Origin of the sequence: Collinsella sp. CLA-ER-H5 (genome assembly GCF_040092375.1) — a bacterium.
GTDB lineage: Bacteria > Actinomycetota > Coriobacteriia > Coriobacteriales > Coriobacteriaceae > Collinsella.
This window is the reverse complement of record NZ_JBBNLR010000007.1, coordinates 16003-31951: the sequence shown is the minus strand read 5'-3', so window position 1 is coordinate 31951 and position 15949 is coordinate 16003. Positions and strand designations below refer to the sequence as shown.

Below are 15949 nucleotides of genomic sequence, written 5' to 3'. Positions count from 1 at the left end.
AAGGGAGAGATATATGGAAGAGATGCCCAAGAACTACGATCCGTCGACCAATGAGCCGGCGATCCTGCAGAAGTGGCTTGACGGCGGCTACTACAAGCGCCGTGAGGGCGTGGGCGACTGCACCGTCACCATTCCGCCTCCCAACGTGACCGGCAAGCTCCACATGGGCCACGCCACCGACGACTCCATCCAGGACGCCGTCATCCGTATGGCCCGCATGCGCGGCAAGTCCACGCGCTGGGTGCTCGGCACCGACCACGCCGGTATCGCTACGCAGACCAAGGTCGACAAGAAGCTCAAGAGCGAGGGCATCAGCCGCCTGGAGATCGGCCGCGACAAGTTTGTCGACGCCTGCTGGGACTGGACCCACGAGTACGGCGGCATCATCGTCGAGCAGATCAAGCGCATGGGCTGCTCCGTCGACTTCGACAACGAGCGCTTCACCATGGACGAGGACTACGCGCAGGCCGTGCGCAAGGTGTTCTGCGACTGGTACCACGACGGCCTGATCTATCGCGGCAAGCGCATCGTCAACTGGTGCCCCAACTGCACTACCGCTATCTCGGACGACGAGGCCGAGTACAAGGACGAGAAGGGCCACCTGTGGCACCTGCGCTACCCGCTGACCGAGCCGGTCAACGGCCAGGACTACATCGTCGTCGCTACCACGCGCCCCGAGACCATGCTCGGCGACACGGGCGTCGCTGTCTCCCCGAAGGACCCCGAGAAGGCCGCCTTTGTGGGTAAGACCGTCAAGCTCCCCATCGTCGACCGCGAGATCCCTATCTTTGAGGATTGGCATGTCGACGCCAACTTCGGTTCCGGCTTTGTTAAGGTCACCCCGGCTCACGACCCCAACGACTACGCCATGGGTCAGGCCCACGACCTGCCGCAGATCAATATCTTCGACGAGCACGCGGTGGTCGTCGAGGGCTACGGCGAGTTTACCGGCATGAACCGCGACGAGTGCCGCGAGGCCGTCGTCAAGTGGTTTGACGAGCACGGTCTGCTCGACCACGTCGAGGAGCTCGACCACTCCGTCATGCACTGCTACCGTTGCGACTCCGCCCTGGAGCCGTGGCTGTCCGAGCAGTGGTTCGTCGCCGTCGACAAGCTCAAGGGGCCGGCGCTCGACGCCGTCAACTCCGGCAAGGTCACCTTCCACCCCGCGCGCTGGACGCAGACCTACACCACCTGGATGGAGAACCTCAAGGACTGGTGCATCAGCCGCCAGCTGTGGTGGGGCCACCGCATCCCCGTGTTCTACTGCGAGGACTGCGGCTGGGAGGACGCCCTCACCGAGGACACCGACGTGTGCCCCAAGTGCGGCGGTCATCACGTGCATCAGGACGAGAACGTGCTGGACACCTGGTTCAGCTCGCAGCTGTGGACCTTCGCCACGCAGGGCTGGCCGCAAAAGCCGGAGCTGCTCGAGGGCCATCACCCCACGACGGCGCTCGTCACCGCGCGCGACATCATCGCGCTGTGGGTCGCTCGCATGGTCATGAGCTCGCTGTACTTCTTGGACGAGGTGCCGTTTAAGGATGTCGTCATCTACCCGACGATCCTGGCCAAGGACGGCAGCCGCATGTCCAAGTCCAAGGGCAACGGCGTTGACCCCATGGACCTCATTGGCATGTATGGCGCCGACGCCATGCGCTACAACCTGCTCACGTTGTGTACCAACAACCAGGACGTCAAGTTCGACGCGAACATCGATAAGAAGACCAAGAAGCTCATCGACAGCCCGCGTACCGACCAGGCCAAGTCGTTTGTGACCAAGATCTGGAACGCCAGCCGCTTCCTGCTTATGAATATGGAGGGCTACACGCCCGGCGAGCCCGTCGTGGAGACGCCGGCCGACGCCTGGATGTTCAGCCGCCTGGCCAAGGCCGTCAAGATGGTCACCGAGGGTATCGAGCAGTACACCTTTGGCGACATGGCCCGCGGCGTGCAGCAGTTCTTCTGGAACGAGGTCTGCGACTGGTACGTTGAGGTCACCAAGGCCCGCCTGAAGGGCGAGGGCCGTCTGCAGGCCCAGCGCAACCTGATCTTTGTGCTCGACACCTCCATTCGCCTGATGCACCCGCTCATGCCGTTTGTCACCGAGGAGATCTGGGACAACATGCCGGCGAGCGTGCTCGACCTGGACGCCGAGGGTAACGTGGACCGCGCCGAGGCGCTCATGATCGCCAAGTGGCCCGAGCCCACCGACTACGCCAAGTATGTTGATGAGGATGCCGAGCGCGCGTTTGAGCTGTGCCGCACCGTCGTGTCTGCCGCCCGCGCCACGCGTTCGCGTTATCGCTTGAGCCCCAAGGCTGAGCTCGACGTGGTCGTGCGCGCCGGTGCCGAGGACATCGAGAAGCTCGAGAGCCTGCGCTCCACGATTGAGCCGCTGGCGAACACCGCCTCGCTGGTCATGGGTACCGACGTCGAGAAGCCGGCTGCGAGCATCGCCGTGGTCGATAGCGGTGTCGAGGTCTTTGTGGTGCTCGAGGGCAAGGTTGATCTTTCGGCCGAGAAGGCGCGCCTGGAGAAGGAGATCGCCGCTGCGCAGAAGGAGCTCGCCGGCTGCGAGAAGACCCTTGCTAACGAGGGCTTTGTTGCCAAGGCCGCGCCTGCGGTGGTCCAGAAGAAGAGGGACCGTGCAGCTGAGCTCAAGGAGACCCTGGTGGCGCTGACTGCTCAGGTTGCTGACTTCTCGTAAGGCTTGCTGAGGGGCGCGTCCCGACGCTTTGCTCGCTACTGCGGACAGTCCTGCGCAAGACGGACAGCACATTAAGTGCTGTCCTTTGCGTGCGGAACTTGTATCGAGCAAAGCGTCGGGCCGCTCCCAGTTCGTTTACGTGGTTGTTTGCAACTGGTTAGTTAGGGCCACTGGGTTGTGGTCTTGATCTCGCTGCAAAGCGGTATTTGTCTGATATTTTGAATGGGAGGGGCTCGTTGTTTATTACGGGCCTCTTTTTATGTTGAGGGGACTTTGGGTTATGGCTAAGCGTTCTGGGTCGTATGTCGTTCCTTTTGAGTTTGATTTGCTTTCGTTTGATGAGGCTGTGGGGCTTGCTGCTGATACGGGGCGGATTTCTGGGGATGCTGGTCCTCTGCTCGAGACGGTTGTCGATATGCTCGATGAGCTGGGACGTCCGGACGAATATTTTGATTGCATTCAGGTCGCCGGTACCAATGGCAAGACTTCGACTACGCGTTTTTCGGCTGCCATCCTTCGTGGTGAGGGGTTAAAGACCGCGCTTTATACGTCGCCGCAGCTTGTGCGCTATCCCGAGCGCATGGAGGTCGATGGGTGCGTTGTGAGCGATGAGGCGTTTGCCCGTGGTGTTTCGGCTGCTGTCGAGGCGGGACATCGCGTGAATGCCCGTCGTGTGGCGGCGGGGGAGCGTACCTATACCATCACGCCGTTTGACTTGCTGACGGCCGCCGCGCTTGTGGTGTTTGCCGAGGCCGCGGTGGATGTCGCCATGCTCGAGGTCGGCATGGGCGGACGCTGGGATGCCACGAGTGCGACCGATCCCGTGGCCGTCGCTATTACGGGCATTGGGCTCGATCACACACGTATTTTAGGCGACACGCTCGAGGCCATTGCGGGGGAGAAGGCTGCGGTCATTAAACCCGGGCGCCTGGTTGTACTGGGTGAGGGCACGCATGAGGCGAGCGTTCAACGCGTGATGGATGCTCGTTGCCGCGAGTGCGGCGTTGTGCCGCTTGTGGTAACCCACGCCACGACTAAGATGCCGGAGCACGTGGGCGATACGGTTGAGTTTAGCTGCACTACGCCGCGTGTCATCTATACGTCGAGCATGGTTAAGCCGGCGTATCAGCCGCAGAATGCCGCGTGCGCGATTATGCTGTGCGAGGGGTATCTGGGTCGCGAGCTCGATCATGACAAGCTCGATGCGTCGCTTATGGGCTGCCCCACGCCGGGCCGATTTGATGTGCTGGGAACTGATCCGCTCAAGTTGATCGACGCCTGCCATAACCCTCAGAGCTGCGAGAACTTTGTGAGCGCGCTGGACGAGATCGATCCGTGCGTAGAGAATCGCCCCACGCTGCTGTGCGCCGCGCTGGCCGACAAGGACGTGGCAGGCATTGTCGACGTGTTAATCCCGGCTTTCCCGCGCGTGGTCGTAACCCAGACCGATTCCGATCGCGCCCTGCCGGCGGAGGAGCTCGCCGCCCTCGTTGATGCCTATAAGCTCGCGGGCGTATACCCGAGCGTGTCCGAGGCCCTCGCTGCCTTCGATGCCGCGGGCGAGCCCTTCGTAGCAGCCGGCACCATCACCCTAGCCGGCGAAGTAGCGGGGCTGCTCCGTTAACCCATCCCCTCATCAGTTGCGGTGAAATACGGACTGTTTTACAAGCCAGAAGCCTCAAACAGTCCGTATACCACCGCAACTTAAAAGTAGTCAATTTGGGACGGGGCTATTTTGACTACCCTGCTCCTCGAGTTGACTTGCTTGCCACGAAATGGGCTTATCTACTACGTTTTGGCGACTACTCTCGACCACACGGAAAATCGTGAAATCAAAATCGCAGGTAGACGGCTTGCTGATTTTTAAAAAAGACCCGCATGGTCGACCTATGCGGGTTAAACGTAGTAGATAGCCCGCTTTCGTGGTGAATCGTTGGCAGGATGCGGCAAAGGGACAGCCCCTTTGCCGCATTGCCTAGTCTAGGCGGACCGGATCGTGGGGGTAGGCGTTGAGAATCTCGACGCCGGACTCGGTCACCAGGGCCAGGTCCTCGATGCGGACGCCGGTACGGCCGGGGAGGTAGATGCCCGGTTCGATGGAGAACGTCATGCCTGGCTCTACGACTTGCTCGTTGACCAGCGAGACGTCGCCCGGCTCGTGGTCCTGCAGGCCGATCGAGTGTCCCAAGCGGTGCGTAAAGTACTGCCCATAGCCTGCGTCCTCGATCACATCGCGTGCGGCGCGGTCCAGGTCGCACATGCGAACGCCCGGTGCGATGAGCCCCTCGGCGGCTTCGTTGGCGCGGCGCACGATGTCGTAGATGCGTACGGTTTCCTCGTCCGGCTCACCCCAAAAGAACGTGCGCGTCATGTCCGAGCAGTAGTAGCGATGGCGTCCGCCAATGTCGAACAGCACCACGTCGCCGCGCTTGAGCACGGTATCGTCGGGTTCATGATGCGGGTCGCCGGCGTTGGCGCCAAAGCTCACGATGGGCGGAAAGCTAAAGCCCTCGCAGCCGTGCTTGCGATACAGACTGAGCATCTGGTCGGCAATTTCGCGCTCCGTCACGCCCTCGTGGACGAGCTTGATGGCATCGGCCATCACGGCGTCGTTGGCAGCCGAGGACACGCGCATAAGCTCCTGCTCGGTAGCGTCCTTGTACGTGCGTGCGGCGGTGACGGCAAAATCGCCCAGGAAAAACTCACTGGCGGCGTGGCACTCTATGAGGGGCATCAAAAAGCCGGAGCGCATGACGGTATCGATGCCAAGCGGCTTGATCGGATCGACCTCGCGCGCGATGGCATCGGTCACGATATCGGTATCGGTGTGGTAGGCAACGCGGGCATTGTCGTATTCCGGCAGCTGGTGCAGGGCGTTGACTAGGATTACCGGCTCGGCATTGCGCGCGAGCAGCACGCCGCAAAAACGCTCGAACATATCGGCATAAAAGCCGGTCAGGTAATAGATTGACCACGGGTCGTTTACGAGCAGCTGTGCGCCGGGGTGCTGGGCCTCGAGCGCATCGAGCACGCGTGCCACACGCTGGTCATCGACATGTGCCATGAAACATCCTTTCGCTAGGCTGCCACCATGGTATCCCAAGCCCGGCACATAGGGACGTTCCTTTTATGCCGGCACCTGGGGACACTCCTTGCAAAAGCAGCTAAAAGAGCCCGTCCTAAATTAGCTGCTTAGGCTGGGTCGATGTCCATGCTGGCGATGAGGTCGATGCCCGTGTGGAGGAGGTCTTCCAGCACGACGTCGCCCATACGGACGGGGGCGTCGATGATCAGGCCGCGGATGAGGTCCATCGTCTGGGCGTGGACTGTCAGCGGGATGGCTTCGGCCGTGCGCACGGGCAGCAGCGCCTCGTCGCCGCCGGATACGGCAACGGTGGTGGTAAGCACGCGCATGGGACAGGTGAGTTCCTGATGCGCGAACGTATCGCCGCGCGGGCAGCTGTTGCCGGTCACGGAGCGCACCTCTACCACGGCGCCGTCTGCGCCGCGCTCCACCTCTACGGTCAGGAGGCACTCGGATGGGCAGGTGGTGCAGTTGAACTGCAGTGTCTCGATCGCGTTTATGCTCATGGCCTTACGCCTCCTCTACGGGGTCGACGGACAGGACAATCTCGCTAACACCTTGGTCGAGTGCGTGCTGAATCACCTTTGCCGGCAGCGGGAAGCTTTCCATGACGCTCGGTTTTAACGGGCGGACCTTGCCTGCAAACAGCTCCTCGTCGCCTGCCAGAATACGTACGCGGGCGGCATCAACCGGTCGGCGCACACGGAAGTTGAGTTTGGTGAGTGCCACAGCCGTAATGCGTCCCGGCAGTGCGTAGCCCGCGATACCGGCAGGGGAGACCGTGAGCTGGCAATTCGCGCCCGTCTCGACATCCGCGCTGCCACCCAGCGCGTACGCCGCCGCGGCCGCGCCGGCGCGCTCGGACTCGGTCGTTACATTGTCTGCCAGGTCGTGCACGTGCAGCACGTTGCCGCAGGCAAAGATGCCCGGCACGCCCGTTTGCAGGTTCTGGTCCACCACGGCGCCGCGCGTACGTGGGTCAAGCTCAACGCCCGCGCCTACCGAAAGCTCGTTTTCGGGAATCAGACCCACCGAAAGCAGCAGCGTGTCGCACGGAACAACGCGCTCGGTTCCCGGAATGGGTGCCAGGTGCTCGTCGACTTGGCTCACCTCGACGGCCTCCACGCGATCGTGTCCGATCACGCGCGTGACAGTGGTGGACAGGTGCAGCGGAATGCCAAAGTCGTCCAGGCAGTTCTTGACGTTTCGGCGCAGACCGTTGGCGTATGGCATGAGTTCGTACACGCCCTCGACCGAAATCCCCTCGAGCGTGCAGCGGCGCGCCATGATCAGCCCGATGTCACCCGAGCCCAAAATGACGGCGCGCGAGCCGGGTTTTAGGTTCTCGATATTGATGTATCGCTGCGCCAAGCCGGCCGTAAACACGCCGGCGGGTCGGCTGCCGGGAATCTTGATCTCGCTGCGTGTGCGCTCGCGGCAACCCATGGCAAGGACGACCGCGCACCCGTTGAGCTGCAACATTCCGGTGGGGCTCATGAGCGTGACGGTGTGGACCGCGGCGTCTTCCGGGGACTCGCCCGAATCAATCCCAAGCACCATGCTGTCCAAGAACAGCGCAATGTCGGTCGCGCGCACCTGGTCGATAAAGCGCTGCGCGTATTAGGGGCCGGTGAGCTCCTGCTTAAAGTGCGAAAGGCCAAAACCGGGATGAATGCACTGGCGGAGGATGCCGCCCAAGTGTTGCTCGCGCTCCACGATAGCAACGCGCGCGCCGGCCTTATGCGCGGCAAGTGCGGCAGCCATGCCGGCGGGGCCGCCTCCGATAACGACCACGTCGAAGGCCTGCGTCGGTACTGCCTCAACGGCGTCGTTATCAAACGCGCTCGATTTGAATGCCGCCATCCTAGCGCACCCCCTTTAAAGGTCCCTCAACGAGCCACGAGCCAGTGTCCTCCAGCAGCACCTCGCTGGGGTCGCAGCCCAGCTCGCGCGCTAGGATGGCCACCACGCGGCTCTGGCAGAAGCCACTCTGGCAGCGGCCCATGCCCGCGCGGCAGCGGCGTTTGACGCCCTCGACCGAAACCGCACCCGGACGGCGCCGAATCGCGGCCACGATCTCGGCCTCGGGCACCGTCTCGCAGCGGCAGACTATCTGCCCCCACGCGGGGTCAGACTCAATGAGCTCCTCCTTGCGCGCAAGCGGCGCACGGTCGAAGTCGTCCGGCGCGCGGCGAATTGGGTTCCAGTCCGCCCGCTCGTGCAGCTCCACGCCCGCTTCACGCATCACAAGCTCCATGCGCTCGGCAATGGCCGGCGCGCTTGCCACGCCCGGCGACTGAATGCCCGCCGCCTGGAACAGCCCCGGCACCACGGCCGACTGTCCAATAAAGAAGTCGTTCGTTCCCTGAATGACCGGACGCCCGCCGGCAAATGCGCGCACCACGCGGCGCGTATCCAGATCGGGCACTAGCTTGTGCGCGCCGGTCAGCAGCGCGTTCACATCGCTCGCATAGGTCTGAGTGTCGCCCGGCTCGCGCACGGCAGCCGTCGCGGTAATCACGGTGTTGCCATGTACGGTGCCCGTCACGATAACGCCCTTCGACACCGGCGTCGGCACGGGGTAGAGCGGCATGAGCGCACGCGGCTCCTTGTCCAGCACCACGATGTTGCCCTGGCGCCATACCATCTGAAACTCCTCGGCGCCCGCCATATGCGAGATGTCCGCGGCACCGTTGCCCGCGGCGTTAATCAGGTACCGACAGTGTACGTCGCCGGCGGGTGTCACCAGCGTAAAGCGCGCGTAGCCTTCGCCTTCGGCAGCAACGCCTTTGTCATCCGAGCGAACAACCTCTATCGCCTTCACCGGCGCGGAGCGCATAAACGTCACGCCGTTGGCGACGGCGTTTTCCAGCGCAGCGATGGCCACTTCAAACGGGTCGACGTAACCGGTCGAAGGGCACCACAACGCGCACGTCGCCTTAGCACTCGCGCGCGGCTCCAGCTCGTGGATGCGCTCGGGGCCGATAATCGACAGCTCGGGCACGCCGTTGGCAAGGCCATTCTGGCGCAGCTTCTCTAGGTGCGCGCGGTCTTCATCGTTGAAGCCCAGCACCATCGAACCGGTGCGGCAAAACAAAAAGCCCAGCTCCTGGGCCCACGTGCCATATAGCTCGCAACCACGGGCGTTGACCTTCGCCTTTACGGTGCCCGGCGCCGGATCGTAGCCAGCGTGCACCAGGCCGCCGTTGGCCTTCGACGCGCCCAGCGCGATATCGTTTGCTGCCTCGACCACGCAAATGGACAGGTCAAATCGCGCGAGCTGCCGCGCGATGGCGCACCCCGTAATGCCCGCGCCCACAATTGCGATATCAAACGTTTCTGCCACGGTGCCTCCCAGACGAGTTGACAGGCTGTCAATAAGACTATCCTACGGTCTGCACACCCCCAGCGCGGCGGCAATGCGGTGAACAGCCCCGCAACACCCGCCAACGGCTGGCGAGGGGAGACCCGGCACGGATGTTGGCCTCGTCTGCCGACAGCTACGGCAACCGTTCGTCTTGATCTGTAACAGTAAGAGGGGTTTTGGAGCCCAAGATGTTTCAGATCGAGATTGAAGTCGGGGAGGGACTTCTGTTTCTCGGTCTGTAACATCTAGACCCGGATTCCGCTTCCACCTGTTACAGATTGAGATGTTTGTGTCCGCGCCAGCCCCGTACCTAGCCGTGGTCCCATATAAACAAACCCCGTGGTAAACTTGACCGGACTGTTAATATTCCGAAAGGTACCCGTAATGTCCAAGTACATCTCCGAGCTCATGTCGCCGCAGCTTATGGGCGTCGTCTATGCTTTCGTTGGCTTTATCATCGCCCTGTATGTGCTGTCGGTCGTCTATGTGTTCATCGACGCTCGCCGCCGCGGCGCCAGCGCCTACGTGGCATGGGGCATCATCGCCCTCATCCCGTTTGTGGGCCTCATTGCCTACCTGGTCCTGCGCCCGCACTCCTACGCGGCCGACCGCGAGGAGCAGGAGCTGGACATGGCCCTGCGCGAGCGCCAGCTTGCCCAGTATGGCACCTGCCCGCAGTGCGGCGCCCCCATCGAGAAGGACTTTGTCGTCTGCCCGGTGTGCGATACCCAGGTTCGCAACGTGTGCCCCAGCTGCCATCGACCGCTCGATGCGCACTGGAAGGTCTGCCCCTACTGCCGAACTCGCATCCAGTAACGCATCCATCGCCGGACCGGCCGCAAGCTACGGGCACGCCGCAAGCCACGCGCGCGCCACACCCCGCCCCCACACGATGAAGCATGCGTAGAAAATCGCCCGCCGTGCCATTAAGGTGCGGCGGGCGCTTGTATACCAAGGCAACCTGCCTATAATGATGCAAGTCAAAAACGCCGAGCGCATCGCACGCACTTGCATCAGGCATCCGAGAGGAGAAAACATACCCATGAAGGCACTCTACAATGACGGTTCGGTGGCCGAACTCCCGCAGGACGAGGTCACGCACGTCATCCGCCACTCCGCCGCGCACATCATGGCGCAGGCCATCAAGCGCCTCTATCCCGAGGCCGACTTTGCCTACGGCCCCGCGACCGACAGCGGTTTTTACTACGACGTCGACCTGCCCGAGGGCGTCAAGATCAGCGAGGACGACTTCCCCGCGATCGAGGCCGAGATGAAAAAGATCGTCAAGGAGAACCTCAAGTTCACCGTGTTCGAGAAGCCCCGCGCCGAGGCCATCGCCCTTATGGAGGAGCGCGGCGAGAAGTACAAGGTCGAGCACATCGGCGACCTGGACGACGACGCCCGCATCACCTTCTACCAGCAGGGTGGCTACATCGACATGTGCGTCGGCCCCCACATCTGCTACACCAAGGCGCTCAAGGCCTTTAAGCTCACCGGCGTCTCTGGCGCCTACTGGAAGGGCGACAAGGACAACAAGATGCTCACCCGCATCAACGGCGTCGCCTTTGCAACCAAGGAAGAGCTCGACGAGCACATGCACATGCTGGAGGAGGCCAAGAAGCGCGACCACCGCAAGATCGGCCGCGAGATGGACCTCTTTATGATGCGCGACGAGGCCCCCGGCTTCCCATTCTTCCTGCCCAACGGTATGGTCCTTAAGAACACGCTGCTGGACTACTGGCGCGAGATTCACCACAAGGCCGGCTACGTGGAGATCTCCACGCCGCTCATCATGAACAAGCAGTTGTGGAAGACCTCGGGGCACTGGGACCACTACAAGGACAACATGTACTCCACCGTCATCGACGACGAAGAGTACTGCATTAAGCCCATGAACTGCCCGGGCGGCGTGCTGGTGTACGCCTCCAAGCCGCACTCTTACCGCGAGCTGCCCATCCGCGCCGGAGAGATTGGCCTGGTGCACCGCCACGAGCTGCGCGGCGCCCTGCACGGCCTGTTCCGCGTGCGCTGCTTTAACCAGGACGACGCCCACCTGTTTGTGCGTCCCGACCAGCTGACTGACGAGATCGTGGGCGTGGTCAACCTCATCGACTCCGTGTACCAGAAGTTCGGCTTTAAGTACCACGTTGAGCTTTCCACCCGCCCCGAGGACTCCATGGGTTCGGACGAGGATTGGGCTCGCGCCGAGGAGGGCCTGCGCACCGCTCTGGAGAAGCTGGGCATGGACTACGAGGTCAACGAGGGCGACGGCGCCTTCTACGGCCCCAAGATCGACTTCCACCTGGAGGATTCGCTCGGCCGTACTTGGCAGTGCGGCACCGTCCAGCTCGACTTCCAGATGCCGCTCAACTTTGACCTGGAGTACGTGGACGCCGACGGCACCAAGAAGCGCCCCATCATGCTGCACCGCGTATGCTTTGGCTCCATCGAGCGTTTCATCGGTATTCTGATTGAGCACTTTGCGGGCAAGTTCCCCACTTGGCTGGCTCCCGTGCAGGTCAAGGCGCTTCCCGTCTCTGAGAAGAGCCGCGACTACGCCCACGAGGTGTGCGCCAAGCTGGAGGAGGCCGGCATTCGCGTGGTCTGCGACGACCGCGACGAGAAGATCGGCTACAAGATCCGCGAGGCCCGCAGCATCGACCGCGTGCCCTACATGCTCATCCTGGGCGAGAAGGAGGTCGAGGCCGGCAACATTTCCGTCCGCGATCGCTCCAACGAGACCGTTCAGATGAGCGTTGACGAGTTTGTTGCGAAGGTGACCGAGGAGATTAAGACCCGCGCCTAAGGCAAGCTTCACAACAATTAATAAAGGCGACCGTCCACAAAGGGCGGTCGCCTTTTTCTTACCAAAATAAGAAAAGTCGCTGGTTGAGCGGCTTTTTTTGTTGCACAAAAAGGTACAGGTTTTTGTATCTTTCGACAGACGACATTATACGAGCAATCAATCAGCGTTTGCCCAGATTACGCAAAATGTACTGCTAGTAGGTACATCTCCATACCCCTCTACAAAAACCTGTACTTTTGCGACTGCGCCTAGCTGCGAGCGAGAAGCCTGTTCTAAACGCCCCTGCATTTGCGTGCATCGCAAAGTCAAAAGAGGGGGCGAGAACATGGAACAGACGGCGCGGCGCCAAGAGCAGCTGCCGGGCGCATTTAACGGCGCCACTACCAACAGCCAGCACGGCCGCGTCCGCTGGTATCTGGTCCACACCCCCCATGGAAAAGAGCGCGAGATCTGTGAAAAGGTCCGCTGCATTATCCCGCATGAGCTGATGCAGGACGCTTTTGTGATGCAAAAGGAGTTCTGGTTTAAGCGGGACGGCGCATGGTCGCTCCAAACCAAGCCCATGTATAAGGAATATTTCTTCGTCGCTACGCACGATGCCGCTGCGCTCGATAGGGCTTTGGCCCAGTTGAGCTTTGGCTGTCGCATCGCCGGCAGTAGGGAGCGGGCGTACATGCCCATGCCGGACGATGCGCAGGATTGGTACCGCAGCGTGCTCGATGACGACGGTGTGGTGCGTAACAGCATTGCGCGTATAGAAGACGGCGTGCTGCATATAGAGCAGGGGCCCTTGGTGGGGCAAGAGGCCCGCGTAAAGAAGATCGACCGTCATAAGCGTTGGTGTCTGGTGGACGTAGGCGAGGGTGACTCCGCATTTAGGGAATTACTTCCGCTCGACGTGCCCAGCAAAACGTAAGGGAGACGTTGCATCAGCAATTCGTTCGCAATTTGAATTCATGGACGGGGGGGGGTTCCTGGGGACAGGGACGTAAGTTCTATCGTGACTGCTAATAAAGAAGTGACAGAGAGTAATGCGCCCGCGGGGGCGGCGCTGATTGCACAGGCTATGAGCCAGCGTGAGGGCGTCGGCCGCTATAAGGCTGTGCAATCCATCATGGACTGGGACAACTCGCGCCTGGCCTACCGCGCCGTCAAGCGCACGTTCGACATCGTGTTCAGCGGCTGCGTGCTGGCCGTCATTGCCGTGCCGAGTTTGGTGCTTGCCGCCGCCATCCGCCTGGAGAGCGAGGGCAGCCCTTTCTACAGCCAGATCCGCGTTGGCCAGACCCGCCCCGACGGCAGCCTGACCACCTTCCGCATGTGGAAGTTCCGCTCCATGTACAGGGACGCCGACGAGCGCCTCGCCGAGCTCAAGGAGCGAAACGAGATCGCCGGCGCCATGTTCAAGATGAAGGAAGACCCGCGCGTCACCAAGATCGGCAAGTTCATCCGTAAGCACTCCATCGACGAGTTCCCGCAGTTCGTGAACGTGTTCCTGGGCCAGATGTCCGTCGTGGGCCCGCGCCCGCCGCTGCCCAACGAGGTGGCCGAGTATACAGAATTCGACCTGCAGCGTCTGGCGGTTAAGCCCGGGATCACCGGCTGGTGGCAGGTCACGGACCGCAACGATACCGACTTCGACGGCATGGTTCGACGTGATCTCGAGTACATCGCCAAACGCGGTCCCATCACGGACCTGAAGATTGTTCTCCTCACGGTCGTTGAGGTCTTTACCGGTGGCGGTGCTTGCTAAATGGCTGAACCGATTAGAGTAGCTCAGGTTGTTGGCAAGATGGTTGGCGGCGGCGTCGAGGCCGTCGTCATGAATTACTACCGCCATATTGATCGCAGCAAAGTGCAGTTCGATTTTCTTGTCGATTCCGATTCGACGCTTGTTCCCCGCGAGGAGATTGAATCTTTAGGTGGCAGGGTTTTTGAGATTCCTCCCTACCAGCATGTTGTCGAATACCAGCGAGAGCTTCAGCGCCTCTTTAAGGAAGAGAACTGGAAGATTGTGCACAGCCATATCAATGCGCTTTCTGTCTTTCCGCTTCGCGCTGCTAAGAAGGCGGGCATACCTGTGCGTATAGCCCACAGCCACTCTACAAGCGGAAAGGGGGAGTTTGCTAAAAATGTCATCAAAGGCTCTTTGAAGCTGTTCTCAACAAGGTATCCGACTGATTTGGCAGCCTGCACCGAGCATGCTGGAAAATGGCTGTTCGGTTCATCCCGTTTTACTGTTTTTAATAATGCTATCGATTTGAACAACTTTTCTTTCAATCGATCGATTAGGGACGAGCGACGTGCTGAGCTCGGAGCGAAGGACGATACGCTGGTATTGGGGAATATCGGTAGGTTCATCTCTCAGAAGAACCAGCTGTTTTTGCTTGATGTTTTCAAGGCAGTGCATGCTCAGAATCCTGATTCCATCCTTGTCGTCTGCGGCGATGGAAAACTGAGACCTCAAGCGGAGGAAAAGGCATGCTCACTTGGCATTGCCTCGGCGGTGCGTTTTCTCGGCCAGATTTCTGATGTGCAGGACGTCTATCAGTCGCTCGATTTATTCGTGCTCCCCAGCCTGTACGAGGGCCTCGGAATGGTCGCGATTGAGGCCCAGGCTTCCGGCCTCCCGTGCATCTGCTCTGAAAGGGTCCCCAACGATGTTGCGTTATCCAGTCGGTGCAGCTTCGTTCCGTTGAGTATGGGCGTCGAGGGGTGGTCCAAAGCGATCCTTGCCGCTCGCAGAGATGTCCTTGATCGCTCCGATCCTCATTCATCTCCGGGGTTTGAATCTTATGACATCTTTAAAGCGGCGCCCAAGCTTGAAGAGTACTACCTGAAGCTATTTGAAACGGTGAATTAATGAAAATCTGTATTTTAACGTGGCTCCATAACCAAAATTTCGGCACGTTGCTTCAGGCTTATGCCTTGCAGCAGTTTTTGAAGTCCGAGGGTCATGATGTTGTTGACGCTGACTATCTTCCCTGCGTCAAAGAAAAGCTACTGAACTGGGCGATTAACCGAAATTCTTTCGATTTGTTTGCCGGTAAAGCGCATGAGCTGCTCAATCGTAAGAAGGAGCATGACGACTTCGGTTCCTCGACTGCTGACGTTTTCAATCGCTTTTTGAGTCAGAATATCGTGACTACTGAACGAATTACCGATACAGACGGACTGGTCGGCTTGCGGGGGAAATACGATGCGTACGTCTGTGGATCGGATCAGATTTGGTCGCCTTATCTTTTGAACAGGAATTTCTATTTCTCCTTTCTGGGCGACAGTGATAAGCGAATCGCGTATGCGCCCAGCTTCGGTGTCACGAACACCACAGAGAGAAAGAAGAGGATCATCGCTGATCTCCTTAAATCTTTTAGTTCCGTATCCGTTCGCGAAGATGCCGGTGCGGATTTTGTCGAATCACTCGGTCTTGAGCGTCCCTCACAGGTCGTGGACCCTGTCCTGCTTCTGTCGAAGGAGGACTGGTCCCCTCTCATTGACGGAAAATGTCCTGAGCCCGGTAAAATTGTCTGCTACTTTCTTGGGGATAGGTCGTTTTACAGGAAAGCGGTCGATTCGATTTCGAAGGAGCTCGGCTGCGAAGTTGTGACGCTTGTTGGTTCAGGTAAAAATGCAGTCGACGAGGAGCTTAATCCACGCTACGGGCTTGGTCCCGATGAATGGCTCGCGTATTTGGCGAGTGCGCGGTTCGTGCTGACCGATTCGTTGCACGGTACGCTGTTCTCCCAAATCTTTCGCAAGGACTATTACTGCTTCAAGCGATTTGAGGAGACCGACAAACGCTCTCAGAATTCCCGAGTCGAGAGTCTCGCGAGGCTCTCGAACACTGAAGATCGCCTACTCGATGGCTATGAAAGCCACATGCATGCTACTGAAATCGAGGGGTATGAAAGACGTCTGTCGGATGTGGAGTCACTCATCTCGTTCTCGAAAAATTGGCTCTTGGATGCTCTCGAACAATAG

11 protein-coding genes and 1 pseudogene are annotated in these 15949 nt (G+C 60.2%); 8 read left to right on the top strand and 4 right to left on the bottom strand.

Going from position 1 to position 15949, the window contains the following annotated elements:
• Positions 1–13: 13 nt before the first annotated feature.
• Positions 14–2710 carry a valine--tRNA ligase gene (locus AAAX31_RS04000; protein WP_349076241.1) on the top strand — a complete coding sequence of 899 codons (2697 nt, stop codon included), beginning with the start codon at positions 14–16 and terminating at the stop codon, positions 2708–2710.
• Between the two features lie 280 nt (positions 2711–2990).
• On the top strand, positions 2991–4334 hold the full coding sequence (locus AAAX31_RS03995) for a Mur ligase family protein (protein ID WP_349076239.1): 1344 nt from the start codon (positions 2991–2993) through the stop codon (positions 4332–4334).
• Positions 4335–4685: 351 nt separating this feature from the next.
• Here AAAX31_RS03995 and AAAX31_RS03990 read toward each other — a convergent pair whose 3' ends face one another.
• The 4 genes and pseudogenes from AAAX31_RS03990 to AAAX31_RS03975 form a co-directional block, all read right to left on the bottom strand.
• Complete coding sequence (locus AAAX31_RS03990) at positions 4686–5774, bottom strand: aminopeptidase P family protein (protein ID WP_349076238.1); 1089 nt, start codon at positions 5772–5774, stop codon at positions 4686–4688.
• A 128-nt stretch (positions 5775–5902) separates the two neighbouring features.
• The gene (locus AAAX31_RS03985; RefSeq protein ID WP_117840082.1) at positions 5903–6301 is read right to left on the bottom strand and encodes a DUF1667 domain-containing protein; all 399 of its coding nucleotides are present in this window, start codon (positions 6299–6301) and stop codon (positions 5903–5905) included.
• A 4-nt stretch (positions 6302–6305) separates the two neighbouring features.
• A pseudogene (locus AAAX31_RS03980) lies at positions 6306–7658 on the bottom strand (FAD-dependent oxidoreductase).
• Position 7659: 1 nt separating this feature from the next.
• Complete coding sequence (locus AAAX31_RS03975; RefSeq protein WP_349076237.1) at positions 7660–9141, bottom strand: NAD(P)/FAD-dependent oxidoreductase; 1482 nt, start codon at positions 9139–9141, stop codon at positions 7660–7662.
• 405 nt (positions 9142–9546) lie between these two features.
• Between AAAX31_RS03975 and AAAX31_RS03970 the strand changes: the two genes are divergently transcribed.
• The 6 genes from AAAX31_RS03970 to AAAX31_RS03945 all read left to right on the top strand — a co-directional run bounded on the left by AAAX31_RS03970 (position 9547) and on the right by AAAX31_RS03945 (position 15949).
• Positions 9547–9978, top strand: coding sequence for a zinc ribbon domain-containing protein (locus tag AAAX31_RS03970; RefSeq protein ID WP_035138069.1), 432 nt, complete (start codon positions 9547–9549; stop codon positions 9976–9978).
• Positions 9979–10204: 226 nt separating this feature from the next.
• Positions 10205–11968: a threonine--tRNA ligase gene (gene thrS / locus AAAX31_RS03965; RefSeq protein ID WP_349076235.1), complete on the top strand. Its 1764-nt coding sequence runs from the start codon at positions 10205–10207 to the stop codon at positions 11966–11968.
• Between the two features lie 325 nt (positions 11969–12293).
• Positions 12294–12884, top strand: coding sequence for a hypothetical protein (locus tag AAAX31_RS03960; protein WP_349076234.1), 591 nt, complete (start codon positions 12294–12296; stop codon positions 12882–12884).
• 84 nt (positions 12885–12968) lie between these two features.
• The gene (locus tag AAAX31_RS03955) at positions 12969–13721 is read left to right on the top strand and encodes a sugar transferase (protein WP_349076233.1); all 753 of its coding nucleotides are present in this window, start codon (positions 12969–12971) and stop codon (positions 13719–13721) included.
• Entirely contained in the window at positions 13722–14831 is a 1110-nt protein-coding gene (locus AAAX31_RS03950; protein WP_349076232.1) for a glycosyltransferase family 1 protein, read from the top strand.
• A complete protein-coding gene (locus AAAX31_RS03945; protein ID WP_349076231.1) occupies positions 14831–15949 on the top strand; it encodes a polysaccharide pyruvyl transferase family protein in 1119 nt (372 codons plus the stop codon). The genes AAAX31_RS03950 and AAAX31_RS03945 overlap by 1 nt, the downstream gene beginning before the upstream one ends.